Genomic DNA, 20,204 nt, shown 5'->3' on the forward strand with positions numbered 1-20,204 from the left:
AAATCACACCTCTTATTCAATTGACTTGACTTGACCATCTAGGGTTTTTTCAACTTTCATATCTTTAATTGCAATATATCCCATTTTGTTCACGATATTATCTTGAACGTCATCAGATAAAATAAAATTCAAGAACTCATGCACACGTTCTTTTTGCATATCTTTTCTAATATACATATGCTCATATGCCCAAATTTTCCAACTATTATCAACGACTGTGTCGTGGCTTAAAACAACCCCATCAACAGCTGGTGTTTTTACGGAATCGTTGATGTAACTATAGGATGAATAGCTGATAGTTCCTGGTGTAGTTGCAACAATTTGTCGAACCATACCACTTGAATCTTGCTCTTGAGCTTTGATAGCTTTTTCACCATTTTTGAAAACTGCACTTTCAAAAACTACACGAGTCCCACTACCCTGAGCCCTATTGATTACAGTTATCGGTAAATCTTGACCACCAACATCTTTCCAGTTAGTTATTTTTCCTGAAAAAATATCGCTTAACTGTTGTAATGTTAAATTGGAAACTTTTAAGTCAGGATTTATGATTGGCGTAATCCCAACAACTGCTACACGGTTATCAGTGAGTTGTGAGGCATCAATCCCGGATTTTTCTTCGGCATATAAATCAGAATTACCAATATCAACAGCACCGCCTTGAACTTGTGCAAGGCCCGTTCCAGTTCCGCCCCCTTGAACATTAACGTACAAATCTGGATGGATTTTTGAGAAGCTTTCCCCTGCAGATTCAACTAATGGTTGCAGTGCAGAAGAACCAACGACATTCATAACTTCACCTTTAATTTGACAACCCGTTGCTATTAACATTGTTGCCATTAGTGTTAAGAGTCCTAATATTTTTTTCTTCATACCTAATCTCCTGAGAGTTTTAATTATTATCTTGATGGCTTAAATGCCATTGTAAATAAGCATACATAAATGAATCAAGATTTCCGAGCATAACACTTTGACCGTTACCAACTTCATGTTGAGTACGATGATCTTTAACCATCGTATAAGGGTGAAACACATACGATCTAATCTGTGAACCCCAACCTATTTCCAACTGTTCACCTTTGATGGCTGCTTTTTCTTGCTCCTGCTTTTCTTTTTCTAACTGAAAAAGTTTAGCTTTCAACATTTTCATAGCTGTTTCTTTATTTTGCAGCTGTGACCTTTGAGCTTGTGAACTGGTCACAAAGCCTGTTGGCAAATGGGTAATCCGGACAGCAGATGACGTTTTATTAATATGCTGACCTCCTGCACCGCTAGCACGAAAAACATCAATTCGCAAATCATCATCGTTAACAGTGATATCAATTGAATGATCGATATCAGGCATCACTTCAACAGAAGCAAAAGATGTATGGCGACGATTTGCTGAGTCAAAGGGCGATATTCGAACTAATCGATGCACTCCATGTTCTGATTTTAACATACCATAAGCATTATCACCTTTAATCAAAAGACTAACGCTTTTAATACCAGCTTCTTCTCCGGCTTGGTAATCATTAAATTCGACAGAAAAATGATGCTTATCTGCCCATTTTTGGTACATTCGTAGTAACATAGCTCCCCAGTCTTGTGATTCTGTTCCACCAGCACCTGGATGAATTTCAAGTAGCGCATTCTTTGAATCATGCTCGTCTGAAAGTAGCAAACTCAATTCATAGTTTTGCATTTTTTCTTTTAATAATTCAAGTGAATTTTCTAGTTCAATTGTAAGCTCAGCATCATCTGTTTCCTGTATAAGTTCAAATGATACTTTTGCATCATCTAGCTCTTGAATTAATGACAACAGATTATCATATTTTTTCTTCATTAAATTTGTTTCATCAATTACTTTTTGAGCGGTTTGATGATTATTCCAAAAGTCATTTTGACTCATTTGATGTTCGTTTAAGGCTATTGACTCGGCTAGACTATCTAAGTCAAAGAGACCCCCTGAATTGCGTTACTTTTTGATCTAGTTTGGATAATATTCTGTTAATTTCATTATTTTCCACAAGGACACTTTTCCTCTCCATCAAAAAGCAGGTCGTATGTAACGGCCTGCATATTTATTAACGACGCATGTTTTGACGAATTTCTGCTTTCATAAACAATCTTGTCACATCGTATTCGATGTTTCCAATCATTTCCTCAAACATTTTAAATCCTTCTTCTTGATACTCAACTAATGGATTTAGTTGACCATAACCACGTAATCCAATTGACTGACGTAGTTGTTCCATGGCGTCGATGTGGTCTGTCCAGCGATCATCTACTACACGTAATATGACGACTTTTTCAAATTCTAAGAATTGCTGTGGATCTGGTAAATCTTGTGCTTTTTGTTTGTAAGATTCATCTGCTAACTCACGTAAACTATTTTGAACATCCTGTGCGTCTTTTGATTTCGAAAAATCAAGTTGATTTACAACTTCTTCTGAAGCTAATGAACTGATAGCAAAATCTTTTAATGCATCCGTGTTCCAATCACTGATATTACCTTGAGTGTACAGGTTAACTTGTTGTTCAATTGTTCTATAAACCATAGGCATAAGAATTGGTTTCAAGTCAATTCTTTCTTCGATAACTTGCATTCTTTGACTGTAAATAACTTCACGTTGTTCACGTAAAACATCATCATATTGTAGGGTCTGTTTACGTGTATCATAATTGTTACCCTCAACACGTTTTTGTGCAACCTCAACTTGACGCGTTAAAAGACGACTTTCGATTACTTTATCTTCATCGTCTCCTGAAATACGATCTAAAAATGCTTTCACACGTTCAGAACCAAAGCGCTTCATTAAGTCATCTTCAAATGATAAATAAAAGCGAGTTTCACCAGGATCACCTTGACGACCAGAACGTCCACGAAGTTGATTATCAATACGACGTGATTCATGTCTTTCAGTCCCAATAACTGCTAACCCGCCAACTTCTTTAACACCAGGTCCTAATTTAATATCAGTACCACGTCCAGCCATGTTAGTAGCAATTGTTACAGCACCACGTTGCCCTGCATTTGTAATGATTTCTGCTTCTCTAAAATGGTTTTTAGCATTTAAAACAGCGTGAGGAATGTTTTCATGAGCTAACATATTAGATAATAATTCTGATGACTCAACTGCAACTGTTCCGACTAATACAGGCTGACCTTTTTGATGACGAGCTTTAATGTCTTTCACAACAGCTGAAAACTTACTTTCTAGTGTTGGGAAAAGCAAATCAGGTAAGTCATTTCTTTGAACCTCACGGTTAGTTGGAATAGTAATGACTTGCATATTATAAATTTCTCTGAACTCTTCTTGTTCAGTTTTAGCAGTCCCCGTCATACCAGATAATTTAGAATACATTCTAAATAAATTTTGATAGGTAATGTTGGCCATTGTTTTTGATTCATTTTCGATTTTGACATTTTCTTTAGCTTCAATAGCTTGGTGAAGACCATCAGAGTAGCGACGACCTTCCATTACACGACCAGTGAACTGATCAACAATCATAACTTTACCATCATCAACCACATAATCAATATCATGTAGCATTGTGAAATTAGCTCTTAGCGCTTGATCAATATGGTGATTCAATACTGTATTTTCAATGTCGTATAGATTATTTAAGTGAAATGTTTCTTCTGCTTTACGAATACCATCTTCGGTCAAACTAATTGTTTTAGTTGGCCAGTCGATAGTATAGTCATCTTCTTCTTTAAGAGTTTTGACAAATTTATCAGCACGAACATAATTTACTGTAGCATTTTCGACAGGACCTGAAATAATCAACGGTGTTCTTGCTTCATCAATTAAAACAGAATCGACCTCATCAACCACAGCAAAATTCAATGGACGTTGCACACGTTGTTCTTTATAAACAACCATATTGTCACGCAAGTAGTCAAAACCTAGTTCACTATTAGTTGAATAAGTAATATCTGCATTATAAGCTTCACGCTTTTCATCTGAAGACATTTGGTTAAGATTCAATCCAACTGTTAGACCTACCCACTTATACAGTTCACCCATTTCTGTAGCATCACGTGAAGACAAGTATTCATTAACTGTTACAACATGAACACCCTTTCCACTCAATGCGTTTAGGTAAACCGGCATTGTAGCTGTCAGTGTTTTCCCTTCACCGGTCCTCATTTCTGAAATGTTACCTTCATGTAAAGAAATACCACCCATAATTTGAACATGGTATGGATAAAGTCCTAGAACACGTTTTGCAGCTTCACGAACTGTTGCAAAAGCCTCAGGTAGAATGTCATCTAAAGTCTTCCCTGATTCTAGACGTTGCTTTAGTTCTGGTGTTTTTTGTTGTAATTCTTCGTCAGATAAAGCCTCAAATTCTTTGCTAAGCGCATCAACTTGATCTGCTATCTTGCTAATACGTTTGACTTCATGGTTATCATTTTCAATCCAACGCTTTAAAATATTTGCCATATATAAATTCCCTCAATTATGTTTTGATAATTAATACTTCTAACTCTTCCGATAACATTTTATCATTTATAGTAAAAAAATTAAATTGTATAACGATTAAATTGTAGCAATTTTACAGAATTAAGTCACCTAGCAATGCTCAAACTATCAATTCGACCTTTAAACCCTTTTTTTCTTATAGCATCTTTTGCATGATAGAGTGTTCGTCCTGTTGTATAAATATCATCTAACAATAAAATTTTGGTCGTTTCACTAAATTCAAAATAATCACAAACAAACATCTGTTGACTCTTCAATCGTGCTTGTCGATTCTTTTCACCCTGAGATTTATAATCATTACCTTGTATGTGATTTAATAGCGGTGTTAATGTATAAATTTTTGAAAAGATTAACGCTATATGATCAAATTGTCGTTCTTTAAAATGTTGATCGCTGGACGGTAAACTAACATAGTAATCATAACCTTGATAGATTGCTGCTTTTTTAATCAACGCAACAAACACTTCACAAACTGATGCGTCATGATAACGCTTATAGCGTTTAATCAACGTTTTAAACTCTTTGTTATAACTATAAAGTGCATAATTTTTTAGACAATCATTTGGATAAATATTTTGCCACTTTTGACAGTCTTCACACTTATCAATATTTTTCCCCAGCGGTTTTTGACACATTTGACAAACAAACTTATAGTCGTTAATTCTCTTAAACTGATCAACGCACCCCTCACAAATACTCTCTTGATTACGATGAGTTAGCAATCGATATAAATTAATCTCAATAATCGACTTTTGACAAAGCAAACATACTATTTCCATTTATTCATCCTCTTAATTTGGCTAACACATTTTTTAATCGCACCTGTATAATGATGATAAAAGAAGTGCACTTCCCCATCGGGAAAATCTATTTTCCTCCCAGCCCTACCTGCTATTTGAACAAGTGATGAAGTTTTAAAAATAGCGTCATCAGCATCTAAGATAATGACTTGAACATTTTCAAAAGTGACACCTCTTTCTAAAATAGTCGTGGTTAATAACAATTCAATCTTACCCTCTCTAAATCGAAGAATTTTTTGATGGCGTTCTGAATCAACTGAACTGACCGTATCAATTATCAAATCTGGGTAGAATCGCTTAAGCTTTGTTTTTAGTTCAGGTAATTTCGCTATTTTATCGACAAAGATTAATATTGGCTTTTTATCCACTATAAATTGGCTAAGTATTTTCTTTAATCTAAAATCAAGTACAAAGCGACCAATAGCGTTTCTTTGCCAGAGCAAATGACATTTTGGAACAGGCAACCTATAACCATGATATCGTTTATTCAGCAACAGATAGTTCAACTTACCTTTTTTAACTTGGGTTAGTAACGCTTGGCTTGGCGTTGCGGTTAATAATATTTTTTGACCTAGTGGCTTTAAAGCTTGAGTCATCGCATAATGCAAAATAGCTGATGACTCAAAAGGAAAGGCATCAACTTCATCAATCACAATTAAATCAAAAGCCGCAAAAAATTTCATCAATTGATGTGTCGTACAAATAATTAATTGGTAATTAAACGATGGCGGATGAGCGTTGCCATGATACTTTCCAATCTGAGTTTTTGAAAAAGCTATTGATAGTCTTTCAAATAGTTCATCTACAACATCTACTCTTGGACAGCATATTGCTACTCGCATCCCTTCTTTTAAGACAAAAGCTATTGATTCAAATAGCATTTCAGTTTTCCCCGCCCCTGTTACTGCATGAACCAATGAATCTTGCTTATTTTTTAAATATTTTACTAATTGTTGTGAAATTTTTTGTTGTTCTTTAGTCAATCTCCCACCCCATGTTAAAATAGAACCAGTTACTTTTTCAAAGTTAGTACTTGGAACTCTCAGCAAAAAGTCCGTTTCAAAAACTGCTTTTAATTCAACACAAGTCATGCACTGCCTTACTTTTGTAGGTAGTGTGTAAAACTTACTTTGACCACACCTCAGACATTTGTCACCGGAAAAGGCTGAAACAAGGTTCCCATATTGACTGGCTTTTTGCTTTTGAAAATTTTTTATTAAAATCTGACGACCATGTAAATTATCTTGTTTAATCATATTAATAATTACACTATTAAGGAGTGATTTCATGAATTATTACACAATTAAAGAAGAAGCCGCATCTGAAATCGTTATTAAGAAAAGTCGCTTTATTGCAACTTTTAAACGTGCTTTTGATGAAGATGAAGCCAAAGAATTTATTGATCAAATTAAAAAAAGACACCGCAGTGCGACTCACAACTGTAGTGCTTATATTATTGGCGAAAATAATGAACATCAACGTGCACACGATGATGGCGAACCTTCTGGTACTGCCGGTGTTCCAATGCTTGAAGCTTTAAAAATGATGAATCTGCAAAATGTGGTGGTTGTGGTTACTCGTTATTTTGGTGGAATCAAATTAGGCGCTGGTGGATTAATCCGTGCTTATAGTAATGCAGTATCTAAAGGTGCAGAAGAAATCGGGGTCGTTTATCGTGTTCTTCAACCTGAATTATTATTCCGCGTTGACTACGCTAATCTAGGAAAAATTGACTATTTTTTAGAACAAAATGAGATTCTCTTAGCAAAAAAAGAATTCGGTAGCGATATCTTTATTGGTATATTTTTAGATGAAGCCGATATAGAGCCTACAAAGGAAAAAATCATTCAAATTTTAAGTGGTAAAGTTGAATTTGAAATTGGTGAAGCTCGATATAACGAAATTCCAGCATAAAAAATAAGCCCTAGGTTACTAGGACTTATTTTTTTTGTCTACTTTATGATTCATTTTAGAAACGACTTTATCATTGTGATTGTTTTTTTGAATTTTACGTCTAATGAAAGATAATAATGGTTTGCGATTAGGTCCCATTAACCCAATAGACTCTACGAAAATTTCTAATGCAAAAGCCACTGCGATTAGTAAGAACCACACACCTTGTGCTGGTGATAAAACAAAAAGCATTGCGGAAAACGCGAAAATTAACGAGATACCATAAATAGCTAAGACAGTTTGTCTATGTGTAAAGCCCATTTGCATTAATTGATGATGCAAATGATGTTTATCCGCTTGTGAAATCGGTTTTTTGTTTAAAACACGTCTAAGCATAGCATAAATTGTGTCTGTAATTGGCACACCTAAAATAACAATTGGAACAATTGATGAAATTAGTGTTACATTTTTCAACCCTTTTAAAGAGAGTACGGCAATCATGAAACCTAAAAATAACGCGCCAGTATCCCCTAGAAAAATTTTTGCAGGATGAAAATTGTAAGGTAAAAAGCCGATTAGAGCTGCTACTAGCACAAAAGCCATTAGTGAGACGTAAGAATCTGTGTTGACTAAGAAAAAGAATCCTATAACTCCCATAGTTAGCAGACTAATCATTGAAACACCTGCAGCTAATCCGTCCAACCCGTCAATCAAATTAACGGCATTAGTAAAAGCCAATATCCAAAAAACGGTTATTGGAAAACTTAACCAACCTAGGTTGATTAGGCCAAAAAATGGTAAGTAAAAATGAACCATTTTAATTCCAGCCAGCAGATAAATGATAACTGCTGCTAAAATCATTCCTAACATTTTGTAACGAGGTTTCAACTCTCTGATATCATCAACAATACCCGTTAAGATAATAACAGAGGCCGCCAGAAATATTCCAAATAGTTCATGTGTGGGAAATTGGTCTCGCAACAATACGAAAGTTGAAATGGAAAAAGTTATAAATAAACTCAAACCACCAATTGTGGGCATAGGCTTTTTGTTGACACGACGTGCATTAGGATTATCAACAGCCCCCAATACAAAAGCTAGTCTTCTAACGAATGGGGTTATAAATGCTGAAATTATAACTGTTAAAACCAAGTTGACTATAATGTTATACATAATTTTTGCTCCAATAACTAATTTATCTACTACAAATTATACAAGTGACCTAGTTTAAATACAATTTAAAAAGCGAAGATACTGATATCTTCGCTTTATTTGGCATAGTCAATAGCTCTTTTTTCTCGAATAACTGTCACTTTAATATTGCCTGGATATTCAAGTTGATTTTCAATTGTTTGACGGATTTCATGTGACAAGATGACAATCTCATCATCTGAAACTTCTTCTGGTGATACCATGACTCTAATTTCGCGTCCAGCTTGAATCGCAAAAGTTTGTTTGACACCTTCAAAATTATTAGCTATTGCCTCTAATTTTTCAAGTCTTCTAACGTAATTTTCAAGTGATTCAGACCTTGCTCCTGGTCTAGCTGAAGAAATAGTATCAGCAGCCTGCACAAGTAGTGCGATAAAAGAAGTCGGCTCTATATCACCATGATGAGATGCTATGGCATTAACAACAACTTTTGGCTCATGATACTTAGTTGTCAATTCAACCCCTATCTCAACATGAGATCCCTCCAATTCATGATCAATAGCTTTACCTATATCGTGTAATAATCCTGCTCTTTTAGCTAGTTGTTCATCTAGATTAAGTTCAGCTGCGAGATTACCCGCAAGTTGTGCGACTTCAATAGAGTGGTTCAACACATTTTGTCCATAACTTGTACGGTAATTCAATCGACCGACAATTTTGATTAAATCAGGGTGCATATTATGAATACCTAATTCAATTAAGGCATGTTCTCCTGCATGATAAATATCATCGTTAACATCTTTACGTGATTTATCGACAATTTCTTCAATTCGGGCAGGATGAATACGACCATCTTCAATTAGTTTTTCAAGTGAACGTTTTGCAATTTCACGTCTGATTGGATCAAATCCACTTAAAACAACAACTTCAGGTGTGTCGTCAATAATTAAGTCTATCCCCGTTAATGCCTCAAAACTGCGAATATTACGGCCTTCACGACCGATTATCCGGCCTTTCATCTCGTCATTAGGTAAATTGACGACAGAAACTGTGGTTTCTGCAACCGTTTCTGCAGCACCTTTTTGAATAGCTTGAACCAAAAGATTCTTAGCATGTTTATCAACAGAATTATCAATTTGTTCTTGATTCTGTTGGATTAACGTTGCACGTTCATGTCTCAAATCTTCCGAAAGCTTTGTCAAAATTAATTGTTCAGCATCCTCTTTAGATAATTGTGCTGTTTGATACAACTTATCTTCTTGTTGAGCAACTAATTCATCAACATTTTGCTTTTGTCGTGCCGCTTCTTCTTTCAAAATGTTTACTTGCTGTTCGCTTTGACGAATTTGTTTTTCCCTTTGATCCAAAGAGATATCTTTTCTATCAATAGTATCTTCGCGCGCAGCTAAGCGATTTTCTTGTTTTGAAATTGTGTCGCGTCTTTGCTTTAACTCATCTTCGATCTGGTTTCTATAGCTATAAGCTTCTTTTTGAGCTTGTAAAAGTGTTTCTTTTTTTACATTTTCAGCATCTCTTTTAGCAGTAGCCACAATTGAGCTGGCTTCATCTGTAGCTGAATTAACTTTTATTGCATATGCTCTTTTTTGAAGGATATATCCTATAGATAAACCAATAAACAATGTCGCAATAGCCAGGATTATTGTTATAATAATATTCATTATAAATCCCCTATCACTTTATCTAAATTAATACACTATTTAATAGTAATTGTCACACCAAGTAATGTCAATAAATAAAAGCGATGAGCACTTAAGCCCATCGCTTTTATTTATTACTTATCTTCTGATTTGACTTCACTTTTATCATCAGCTGGGGGTTCTTCTGATTTTTGAGCTTCTTCAAGTCCATAAGACTGTCTTACTTTGTGTTTGATTTCAGTATACATATCAGGGTTATCTTCGAGATATTGTTTGGCATTTTCTCGACCTTGTCCAATTCTTTCTGATCCGTAAGAATACCACGCACCAGCTTTTTTAATGATATCTTTTTCAGCAGCCATATCAACTAACTCACCGCTTTGAGAGATACCTTGACCGTACATAATATCAACTTCTGCTATTCTAAACGGTGGCGCAACTTTATTTTTAACAACTTTTATTTTAGTACGGTTCCCTCGAACTTCAGTACCATTTTTAATTTGTTCTGCACGTCTAACTTCTAGTCGAACAGTTGAATAAAATTTCAAGGCACGACCACCTGGTGTTACTTCGGGATTACCGAACATCACACCAACTTTTTCACGAATTTGGTTAATAAACAAAGCAATCGTTTTAGTTTTATTAATTTGACCTGAAAGCTTTCTCAAAGCTTGAGACATCAAACGAGCTTGCAAACCAACGTGAGAATCACCCATTTCACCATCGATTTCAGCTCTTGGTACTAGAGCTGCCACAGAGTCAACAACAACAATATCAACGGCCCCACTCGAAACAAGTGCATCAGCAATTTCAAGCCCCTGTTCACCAGTATCAGGCTGTGATAGCAACAGTTCGTCGATATTAACTCCCAAATTAGTGGCATATGCCGGATCCATTGCATTTTCAGCATCAATATAAGCAGCTGTTCCACCGTTACGTTGAACCTCTGCAACAGCGTGTAATGCAACTGTTGTTTTACCCGAACTTTCAGGTCCATAAATTTCGACAATACGTCCTCTTGGAAACCCACCTACGCCTAATGCTGTATCTAAAGCAATTGAACCTGATGACACAGTAGAAATACGAGTATCGGCTTTTTCACCCATTCTCATAATAGCGCCTTTTCCATAATTTTTTTCTATTTTTTTAAGCGCCATATCTAAAGCCGCTTTTCTTTCGTCTTTTACCAAATTTGTCCCTCCTTCATCTCAATTAACGAGATGACTATCATAGATATATAGTTTAATTCTTCTTTTCAGAAATTGCAAGCAAAACAGAACAAATGTTCTACAATGTGTTTACTTTATTTAATTACGATAAATAATAAAAATAACGTCCTTAAAAGAACGTTATTTTTGAAATGAATCTGCAAATATTTTCCTATTTTGGTAGAAATAATCGATACCTGACCATACAGTGAACACCAAACAAATCCATAATAAAACTTCACCTATTGGCAAATGAACGATAGTAAATGGCATGTTATTTAATAATAAAAATATGATAGCTGTCATTTGTGAAAAGGTTTTAATTTTCCCTAATATTGCAGCTGAAAGTATATCACCGTTTTCTTCAACTATTAATAATCGCAACCCTGTTACCGCTAATTCACGACAAACAATGATTGCAATCACCCATGCGGGTGCTTTATTAATTGCAATTAATAAGACAAACGCAGTAATTACTAACATTTTATCTGCTAGAGGATCTGCAAATTTCCCGAAATTTGTTACCAAATTGTGTTTTCTTGCAATATAACCATCTAAAAAGTCTGTAAATGATGCTCCTATAAAAATTATGGCAGCAACTAACTGAAACACGGGCAGTGATGTTCCTAGTATTGTAATAGTATTCGTCCAAAAACCACCAACTAGTACCAAAATAAACACAGGAATTAAAATTATTCTAAAAACAGTTAATTGATTAGGTAAATTCATAACTAACCCTCAAAGTTAACTGTCAGTTGACGAGTCATGCCTAACTGATCAGCATTTTCCAAAGGTACTTCTTGATTGTTTAAAATTAGCTGTGTTGTGCCAATGTTTCCACTATTAATAACCATTGTTGTTGCATTTTGTGGTAAGGATACAACTTGAGATTGATTAGCAGATAGTGTCCCTTGCCAAGTCATCGAACCATTGACTGTTACGCCTAGCCAAACAGCTTGACCTTTACTCTTCAGAACTAGACTATGAGCTGCTTCAGTTAATTTAGATGCCGTGTATTGATTAGCACCACTTAGTTTAATTCCATAAGAACCTGAACTTATTGAACTTGAACTTACAGATGATTCCGAAGAGATTAGCTGACTTTCACTAGAACTGCTGATTTGGCTTTCACTCGATGACTCTGACTGTGAGCGGCTCGTCATGATAACTTGATTGTCACCATTGTTGGATGAAGCTGGCTTTGCAAAAACACGACTAAAGATAAACACGACTAAAGCTAGTACTATAATAATCGCTAGGGTAGTTAAAATATGTGGTAAGTAATTTTTCCACATGCCTTTTTTGTTATTTGTAGTTCGTTTAACTTCATCGCTTTTGTTATCAATAGAGTTTTCTACATATGTATCTGGTTTGGTCTCAGGTAAATCTTTTTCAACAGTTGCAAAAAACTCTTTTGAATCATATCCCAGAGCTTGTATGTACTGTTTGATAAAAGCTCTAACGTAAAACTCACCAGGTAATTGATCAAACTCTCCTTGCTCGATGTTAATTAAGTAGCGTTTTTGTATCTTAGTACGTGCCTGTATATCATCTATGGATAACCCCTTTTCGACACGTAAATCATGCAATCTTTGACCTATTTCATTCATATCCATTATTCCATCTTTCTAAAACTTTGTAGCTAATTATATCATATATTAAAACCGGGGTTCAGTCTATTTGTCAACATTATTTTGACTAAACAAAATTACAGACTGATGAACCGATTTATTTTTGATTTCTGAAATCAAGCTCACACAATCATCAAATGAGAAATCTTGAATATCTGTATAGTACTGATAGTAATCTTCATGATCAAAAACACTTTCAATAAACTCAATTCCATAGCTTTCAAAGTCATCAAGTTGTCGAATTTCTTGACCAAACAATTTACGTTTTTGCTTTTCAAATTCAACATTACTAATTGAGGCCTGATAAAATTGTTTAACAATTTTATGAACAGTTTCTTCTGGGTTTTCTGATGAGCCACTAATAACTGCAAAATCACCTTGGCGGTTAAAGTTAATATCAAAATCAATTTCACCGTTAATAAGACCTTTAGATTGTAAATTTTGATAAAATTGGCCGCTCAATCCAAATAAATTTTCCATTATAATTTGCATTGCAATATAAAGCTGTGGTCGTTTAACAGAAAAGTCCTGCTCATCAAACTTAATCCCTATCGAAAACTTAGGGGACTCAACTTTTCCACTGATTTTACTCATTTGAGATTTCAGTTCAATCTTACTACTCTTTTCTTCAGAAACCATATTAGATTTGTCATTAATTTGCATAACATCTTCTTCAATTTCACTTACTAATTGATTAAAGTCTAAATCGCCAACAACAATTAATTTCATATTTTTTGAATAATAATAATGATTATAAGCTGTTGTTAAAGTTTCAGCAGTTATATTATCTAATGCATCCTCCGTCCCCACAACTTCTTGACTCAAAGACTCGTTTCCATACATCAAATGCATCAACCGATTATTCAATTGCCAATCCGGCATATCCTGGTACATTTTTAATTCTTGTAAGATAATTTCACGTTCTGTGGTTACATTTTTTTCTGTAAAATATGGTTTTGCGACTAATTCAACTAATGTCTTGATATTTTCATATGCTTGGTGCGTGAAACTTGCAAAATACATTGTTTCATTATAAGAAGTAAAGGCATTCGATGACCCTTCGTACTGTTCAAATTTATCAGTGATATCACCATAAGGCTTTGCAAAAAGTTGATGCTCTAAAAAATGTGCTGTCCCAGCTGGCAATACAAAGTCTCCTGGTTGATCAGCACCACCATAATTAATCATAATTCCTGCAAATTTTTGAATAAATCCTCTTTTTTCAATATAAAAAAGCTCAAATCCGTTTGAAAAAGTATGTTGATAAACTTTTTCATGGTATTGATTAGTTATCATAATATCTCCTCTCGCTTATCGAACTAATACTTTCATTGGTTGACTGAGTTGTTGTGCAAATTCGACAACTTGTTGTTTAGTAATCGCGTTAACTTGCTTTTCAAAATCCGCCTTCTCAATTTTTCTTAACTGTGCAATCAACTCTGACTGTACTTTAAATTGGGGCATTTCTTCTAAAATAAGTCGGTGACTAATCAGTTGTTGTTTGGCTGTTTGCAGTAAATCTTCAGACCAGTTATTATGTCGCATTTTATCAAGTTGTGCTTCAATAATTTCAGAGGCTGTTGTAATAGAATCTGATAGTAAACTTGTCTGAATCATTACTAAATTATTATAAAAATAGTAGTCGCTAAAAACAGAATAAACTAGTCCTGCTTTTTGTCTAACCTCTTGGAATAATAGTGAGTACTCATCGCCTCCAAGGATTTGAGAAAAGACCAACCCTAAAATTGGCGTTTGATAATCCGTTTTCGTTTGATATCCATAAACCAACTGAGCTTGATTATAGTCATAGTCAAATTCGATTTCACAACCAACTTTGCCTAGTTTAGTTTTCAGATTGCTTTGTCCAAAATTTGAGTTATCAAGTTCTTCAAAGACTGTATTTTCTAAAATAGACGCCATTTTTTGTGGATACTTAACGTGAGCAATAACTGTTGCCGGTGCCTTTGTTAATTGATTATAGTAACTACTCAAATCAGAAACCGTTAGTTGCTCAATCAAAGCTAGATCACCAAAAATAGGGTTTTGAAAGTCTGGGTAGTCTTTATAATATTCTTTAAAAAACAATTGGTATGCTTTATTTGAAGCTACTTCTGAAAAAGAATCATAGTCGTGTTTTACTTGCTTTTTGGCTAAATCTAATTGGTAATCAGCCTGATTTTTAAAGTTTGGTCTAAAAACCATCTCTTCAAAAAACTTGATAATAGCTGTGTAATTGTAGCTTTCATCTGTTACTAAATCGGGTTCTATGAAGTTGCCTTCAGCTCGAACTATGATTGTATCACCATAAATTTGCGGTCTAGTTTCAAACTTTGCCGCATACAAATAGTCTGCATGTGCTTCTAGTTTTTGTTGATTATCATATTCTTGCGTACCTAATTGTTGATAGTTACTTAAAAGTGTTAAATACGATAAATTTTCTTTAGTTAAAGGTAACTTAAAAAAACAGCCAATACTGACTGTTTTAAAGTTATCGTTTTTTAGTATTGTCGCAGTTGTCATTTTATACTACTCACCTTCTGTTTCATTTTGATTTATATCAATTTCATAAACTTTTCGTGGTTTGCTCCCTTCATAAGGACCTACCACGCCTCGATCTTCCATCTCATCGATTAACCTAGCGGCACGATTGTAACCAATTCTAAATCGTCTTTGTAACATTGAAACACTTGCTGAACGTTGTTTTTGGACTAGTGCTACCGCTTCATCATAGTACTCATCTTCAGGTGGTTCATCATCACTTTGATCACTAGTACCAGAAGTATTAGGTAGCATTTTTTCATCGTATTCTACTTCTTTTTGTTTTGAAACAAAGTCCACAACGCGCTCAACCTCTTCAACTGAGATGAATGAAGCTTGAATTCGTGTTGGTTTATTCGATCCAATTGGTACAAACAACATATCACCGTGACCAAGTAATTTTTCGGCACCCTGACTATCTAAAATGGTACGTGAATCAATACCACTTGAAACAGCAAATGCAATTCTTGACGGCACATTGGCTTTAATAAGCCCTGTAATAACATCTACAGATGGTCTTTGTGTTGCAATAATCATATGGATTCCGGCAGCACGCGCCATCTGTGCTAACCTAACGATTGCTGATTCAACCTCATTACCTGCAACCATCATCAAATCAGATAGTTCGTCAATAATGACAACAATATATGGTAATTTTTCCATTACGGGATTTTCAGTGTCATCATTATTCTGGGTAACTTTATGATTATATTCAGTCATATTTCGCACACCAGAAGCCGCAAATAATTCGTAACGACGCTCCATTTCCTTAACTGCTTTTTTCAAAGCATTAGCTGCTTTTTTAGAATCAGTTACTACTGGAATCATCAAATGGGCAATCCCGTTATAGACAGAGAGTTCAACCATTTTAGGATCAATCAAGATTAATTTTAATTCATCCGGCGTTGTTTTCATTAGTAAGCTAGTAATAATTGCATTAATTGAAACTGATTTTCCACTACCTGTTGATCCAGCAATCAATAAATGCGGCATCTTAGTTAAATCAGCAGAAATTATCTCACCTGTAACATCTTTTCCTAAGGGAACGGATAGTGGTTTTTCCCTGTCATCCAAGTCTTGTTTTTCAATACTTTCTCTAAAATAAACAGGTAATGTTTTTTTATTAGGAACTTCAATACCAACATAGGGTTTCCCAGGAATAGGAGCTTCAATTCTGATATCTCTTGCAGCTAGAGCTAAAGCTAAGTCATCAGCTAGATTAACAATTTTGCTAACTTTAACACCAATATCAGGCTGTACTTCATATTTTGTCACCGAAGGACCCAAATCAGCTTTTTTTACTTCAACTTTGACTCCAAAGCTTTCAAAAGTTTGTCTCAACTTTTCTTTGTTTTCTTCAATAAATTCCCTTTCCTCAGATTGATCAACCACCGGTGATGGTGTCAATAATTCTAAAGGTGGCTTATGATAAGTTGTTGGATTCGTTGGTGTTTTGGCAGTTGTCTCATCAACTAAATGTGTTGTGTTGTTGAGGCTTTCTTCCATTGTTTGAGTTTTTGGCAATTCAACTTCTTCTGATTGATGAATTTCGGGGTTACTATTTTTCGGTTGGTCTACAGATTCAGAGTTAGGTTCTACTTTAGCTTGAGATTTAAATTTTTCCCTACGACTAAAATCCGCATATTTATTATCTTCTCGCTCAACTTGGTTATCCTGTTTCGTCTCTTTTAAATTTGTTTGAACCGTATGTTCATTTTCTGTTTCATAAGTACTGGCTTTACTGCTAGTTTTCTTTAAATTTTCAGCTTTTTTAATTTCATCTGTTTGATTATCAAAATCGGTCGTATTAGGAAAATCAACCTTATGTTCAACTTTTTTTCTTTTCTTTTCAACAAGCTCACTATATTTCTGCTTTGAATTTTCAACAACATCTTGAGTCTGATTAATCATTTTTTTACTATTATCTTGAAAGATATTAATAAAACTGGCAAAAGAAACATCAAAAAATAACAATAAGCCAACTATGATTAATATAGATGAAACTAAATAAATCCCCACAGTCCCGATTAAAGGATTAAATATTGTATACAAGCCAACTCCTAAAATTCCACCACTGAAATTACTGCTACCGGGATTTTTAAATCCTTCAGTTGCAGAATGAAGAAATGAACCTAAATAGTCGGTAGCTAAGCCAATTTGATTAAAATAAATGGTTGAAATAATACAGAGCACAAATAAATAGGCTAGGCTTAAGCCAATGTAACGTTTTGCTGATATTTTTGGCAGTCTTTCATAAATAATCATGCCAAATCCTATAACAAAAGTTGCGATTGCAGCAAACCATACAGTCTCTCCTACAAAAAATTGGTAGCAATTTGCTAATTGGCTGCCCAACCAACCAAACTTAAAGAAGGAAAAAATTGAAATAATGATAATAATAATTCCTACAATAACAAAATTAAAATCCTTTTTCTTAGGTTTCTTTGTCTGAGGTTTCTTCTTTCTTGTTGCTAGTGTTTTTTTCTTCTTAACCATTTTTCTTCTCACCGTTTAAATCTAATTTATTATCTGTTAGGTCTAAAAGTTAACCTCACGGGTTCATCTAAAGTCACTTCTGTAATAGCGTACACTAATTCTTCAATTTTTTCGATTAACGGACGTGTCATTTCTTCAAGGGAACCGCCATCTAACTCATTAGCTTCACCATAGTAGTCGATTGTTTGAATTAATTGACTGACTTGGCCTGTGGCTTTAATTCCACTATCTTGGGGAACAATTTCGAAAGGAACTTTCATTTCAAAATAATGACCTTCCTCACCTTTATCAAGTTCGCCATTACTATGTGTAATATTCATACGATTCATTGTCACATTCAAATCGTTCTTTACTTTTGACTCAGGCTTAACCAAATCATAGTGAAAAGAATTGACAACAACTTTATTTTTTTTGAATTGCATATTTTATACCTCCAACTTTAATTATTAATCTTTTAATTTATCATGTTCGTAATGTAGTTCACGTTTTAAATCCAAAAAGTTTTGCTGGCGTAAAGCTTCATATATAATAATTGCCGCTGTATTCGATAAATTTAATGCTCTAATTTTATCTGTCATTGGGATTCTCAAAGCTTTGTCTTCATGTTCTTTCATGAAGTCTTCAGGCAGACCTGTTGTTTCTTTTCCAAACATAAAATAATAATTCTTGTCTGGATCTTGATATGAAACATCAGCATAGGTCTTTGATGAAAACTTAGTAATCAAAAACAGTTCATCATTTTCGTTCAAAGTCTGCATAAATGCTTCTAAATTTTTGTGGTAATGAATATCAACATCATTCCAATAATCTAATCCAGCTCTTTTTAAATGCTTATCATCTGTCTTAAACCCCAAAGGTTCGATTAAATGTAAGCTTGTTTTTGTTCCTGCTGCAGTTCTTGCAATGTTACCTGTATTTGCAGGAATTAAAGGTTCATATAAAACAATATGGTTTTGTGTCATTTTTAATTTTCTCCTTGTTTACCAAAAAAAAAACGTACCGCCTCGGTGATTGACACAGCAAGGCGTTACGTTAGTGGGATTTTTTCGCAAGTTTTTATCAAGTTGACCTAATAAAAGCCTACGTCAAAGCCGTATTTCTACTATACTACTTATCATGCCGTTTCGCAACATTAGTCAGGCGTTCTCAGACTCTTTTTCTTGCGATTTATTAGGAACTTTTTCTTCTTGCTCGTAAAGGCCGCTTTTATCACTATAAATTTTGAATGCACGCAAGACAATCGTTTTAGTCACAGCATAAACGGGAATAGCAACAATTGCACCAAATAAACCGCCAACCGCACTTGCACCAATTAACAGTAAAATTGTTGTGGCTGGATGCATATTCATCTTGTTTCCCATAACCATTGGGCTAATCACACGACTTTCAACAATTTGCTCAATTGCAAATACAATCAGTACTTTGATTAGCATATCCGGAAATGGTGGCGTACATACTGCAATAATAAGTGAAGGAATCAAGGCGATAAAAGTTCCAAAATAAGGAATCAAATTTAAAACAGCTGCCAATACTCCTAAAATGATGCCATAACTCTGACCAATTGCAACGTAACCAATTGAAAACATTACACCCACCCAAAAAGCAACTGTTAACTGACCTCTAACATAAGCTGCTACTGATTGGTTAATTTCACTTAATAGCTCACTAGTTGAACGTCGATATTTCGTTGGTACAACTTTCGAAATATTTTGCTTGATTTTTTCACCATCTTTTAGCATGAAAAACAAAACGACCGGCGCTGTTACTAATGTAATAAATATTGTTGAAACAAAGTTTACTGCTGATCCAATTTGATTAAAAAAGTTATTGACACTTTCATTTAAACTCGATGAAATACTTTTTTGAATTTGATCAGCATATTGTTCAAATGTCTGCTGGACAGACGACAACTTTGGATTTTGACTTAAGTTATTTAGCGTATCTCTTGACGTTTCCCAAATTTGAGGCCAATTTCGTAGCAATGATTCAATTTGAGACTGCACAATAGGTATAAGTGTAAAAATTATCCAAATAACCAAAACAAGCACTAGTATTAATAAGGCAATAATTGTGAATATTCGGGGAACTTTAAACTTACGCTCCATAAAGTTAACCACTGGATTCATCAAATAATATTGCACAACCGCAAAAAGAACGGGCATCAAAATTGCATTGATAAAAGTTAATATCGGTGTAAAAATATACGATACTTGATTTAAGCCAAATATAATTAGTAAACAAAGCATTACATTTAACAAAATAACTGTCACTTTGTTATTTAAAAACCATTGCTCAAACCAGGTTCTCAAAACTTTCTTAGACTGTTTCTTATCCATGAAGCCACAACCTACCCTTA

General features: G+C 34.5%; 17 protein-coding genes. 1 reads left to right on the forward strand and 16 read right to left on the reverse strand.

The window, feature by feature from the left end:
• Nucleotides 1-12: 12 nt before the first annotated feature.
• The 5 genes from FC86_RS02525 to FC86_RS02545 form a co-directional block, all read right to left on the reverse strand.
• On the reverse strand, nucleotides 13-873 hold the full coding sequence (locus FC86_RS02525; RefSeq protein ID WP_056974437.1) for a phosphate ABC transporter substrate-binding protein PstS family protein: 861 nt from the start codon (nucleotides 871-873) through the stop codon (nucleotides 13-15).
• 19 nt (nucleotides 874-892) lie between these two features.
• Nucleotides 893-2,009, reverse strand: a protein-coding gene (prfB, locus tag FC86_RS02530; RefSeq protein WP_201779565.1) for a peptide chain release factor 2 whose coding sequence is annotated in 2 segments (ribosomal slippage) — nucleotides 893-1,936 and nucleotides 1,938-2,009 — 1,116 coding nt in all. Because the reading frame shifts where the segments join, the coding sequence is not laid out codon by codon here.
• 57 nt (nucleotides 2,010-2,066) lie between these two features.
• Nucleotides 2,067-4,433 (reverse strand): preprotein translocase subunit SecA, encoded by a 2,367-nt coding sequence (gene secA / locus FC86_RS02535; RefSeq protein WP_056974439.1) that lies wholly within the window; start codon nucleotides 4,431-4,433, stop codon nucleotides 2,067-2,069.
• A 125-nt stretch (nucleotides 4,434-4,558) separates the two neighbouring features.
• Nucleotides 4,559-5,251 carry a ComF family protein gene (locus FC86_RS02540; RefSeq protein ID WP_056974440.1) on the reverse strand — a complete coding sequence of 231 codons (693 nt, stop codon included), beginning with the start codon at nucleotides 5,249-5,251 and terminating at the stop codon, nucleotides 4,559-4,561.
• Entirely contained in the window at nucleotides 5,242-6,528 is a 1,287-nt protein-coding gene (locus tag FC86_RS02545) for a helicase-related protein (RefSeq protein WP_236692281.1), read from the reverse strand. The genes FC86_RS02540 and FC86_RS02545 overlap by 10 nt, the downstream gene beginning before the upstream one ends.
• Before the next feature lie 31 nt (nucleotides 6,529-6,559).
• On the opposite strand from FC86_RS02545, the gene FC86_RS02550 reads away from it, so the two are divergent.
• Entirely contained in the window at nucleotides 6,560-7,186 is a 627-nt protein-coding gene (locus FC86_RS02550) for a YigZ family protein (protein ID WP_056974442.1), read from the forward strand.
• An 18-nt stretch (nucleotides 7,187-7,204) separates the two neighbouring features.
• Here the strand turns inward: FC86_RS02550 and FC86_RS02555 are convergent, their stop codons facing one another.
• The 11 genes from FC86_RS02555 to FC86_RS02605 form a co-directional block, all read right to left on the reverse strand.
• Entirely contained in the window at nucleotides 7,205-8,338 is a 1,134-nt protein-coding gene (locus tag FC86_RS02555) for a glycosyltransferase family 4 protein (RefSeq protein WP_056974443.1), read from the reverse strand.
• 95 nt (nucleotides 8,339-8,433) lie between these two features.
• Complete coding sequence (rny, locus tag FC86_RS02560; protein WP_056974444.1) at nucleotides 8,434-9,996, reverse strand: ribonuclease Y; 1,563 nt, start codon at nucleotides 9,994-9,996, stop codon at nucleotides 8,434-8,436.
• 113 nt (nucleotides 9,997-10,109) lie between these two features.
• A complete protein-coding gene (gene recA, locus FC86_RS02565; protein WP_056974683.1) occupies nucleotides 10,110-11,132 on the reverse strand; it encodes a recombinase RecA in 1,023 nt (340 codons plus the stop codon).
• 192 nt (nucleotides 11,133-11,324) lie between these two features.
• The gene (gene pgsA, locus FC86_RS02570; RefSeq protein ID WP_056974445.1) at nucleotides 11,325-11,912 is read right to left on the reverse strand and encodes a CDP-diacylglycerol--glycerol-3-phosphate 3-phosphatidyltransferase; all 588 of its coding nucleotides are present in this window, start codon (nucleotides 11,910-11,912) and stop codon (nucleotides 11,325-11,327) included.
• Nucleotides 11,913-11,914: 2 nt separating this feature from the next.
• Nucleotides 11,915-12,793, reverse strand: a complete 879-nt coding sequence (locus tag FC86_RS02575) for a helix-turn-helix domain-containing protein (protein WP_162257569.1) — start codon at nucleotides 12,791-12,793, stop codon at nucleotides 11,915-11,917.
• 66 nt (nucleotides 12,794-12,859) lie between these two features.
• Nucleotides 12,860-14,110: an EF-P 5-aminopentanol modification-associated protein YfmH gene (gene yfmH / locus FC86_RS02580; RefSeq protein WP_056974447.1), complete on the reverse strand. Its 1,251-nt coding sequence runs from the start codon at nucleotides 14,108-14,110 to the stop codon at nucleotides 12,860-12,862.
• Between the two features lie 15 nt (nucleotides 14,111-14,125).
• Nucleotides 14,126-15,334: a M16 family metallopeptidase gene (locus FC86_RS02585; RefSeq protein ID WP_056974448.1), complete on the reverse strand. Its 1,209-nt coding sequence runs from the start codon at nucleotides 15,332-15,334 to the stop codon at nucleotides 14,126-14,128.
• Between the two features lie 6 nt (nucleotides 15,335-15,340).
• Nucleotides 15,341-17,848, reverse strand: a complete 2,508-nt coding sequence (locus FC86_RS02590; RefSeq protein ID WP_056974449.1) for an FtsK/SpoIIIE family DNA translocase — start codon at nucleotides 17,846-17,848, stop codon at nucleotides 15,341-15,343.
• A gap of 29 nt (nucleotides 17,849-17,877) precedes the next feature.
• Nucleotides 17,878-18,270 carry a DUF1149 family protein gene (locus tag FC86_RS02595; RefSeq protein WP_056974450.1) on the reverse strand — a complete coding sequence of 131 codons (393 nt, stop codon included), beginning with the start codon at nucleotides 18,268-18,270 and terminating at the stop codon, nucleotides 17,878-17,880.
• A gap of 24 nt (nucleotides 18,271-18,294) precedes the next feature.
• Entirely contained in the window at nucleotides 18,295-18,810 is a 516-nt protein-coding gene (gene trmL, locus FC86_RS02600; RefSeq protein ID WP_056974451.1) for a tRNA (uridine(34)/cytosine(34)/5-carboxymethylaminomethyluridine(34)-2'-O)-methyltransferase TrmL, read from the reverse strand.
• 174 nt (nucleotides 18,811-18,984) lie between these two features.
• A complete protein-coding gene (locus FC86_RS02605; protein WP_056974452.1) occupies nucleotides 18,985-20,184 on the reverse strand; it encodes an AI-2E family transporter in 1,200 nt (399 codons plus the stop codon).
• Nucleotides 20,185-20,204: the final 20 nt, after the last annotated feature.

It is taken from the genome of Holzapfeliella floricola DSM 23037 = JCM 16512 (assembly GCF_001436605.1).
Classification (GTDB): Bacteria; Bacillota; Bacilli; order Lactobacillales; family Lactobacillaceae; genus Holzapfeliella; species Holzapfeliella floricola.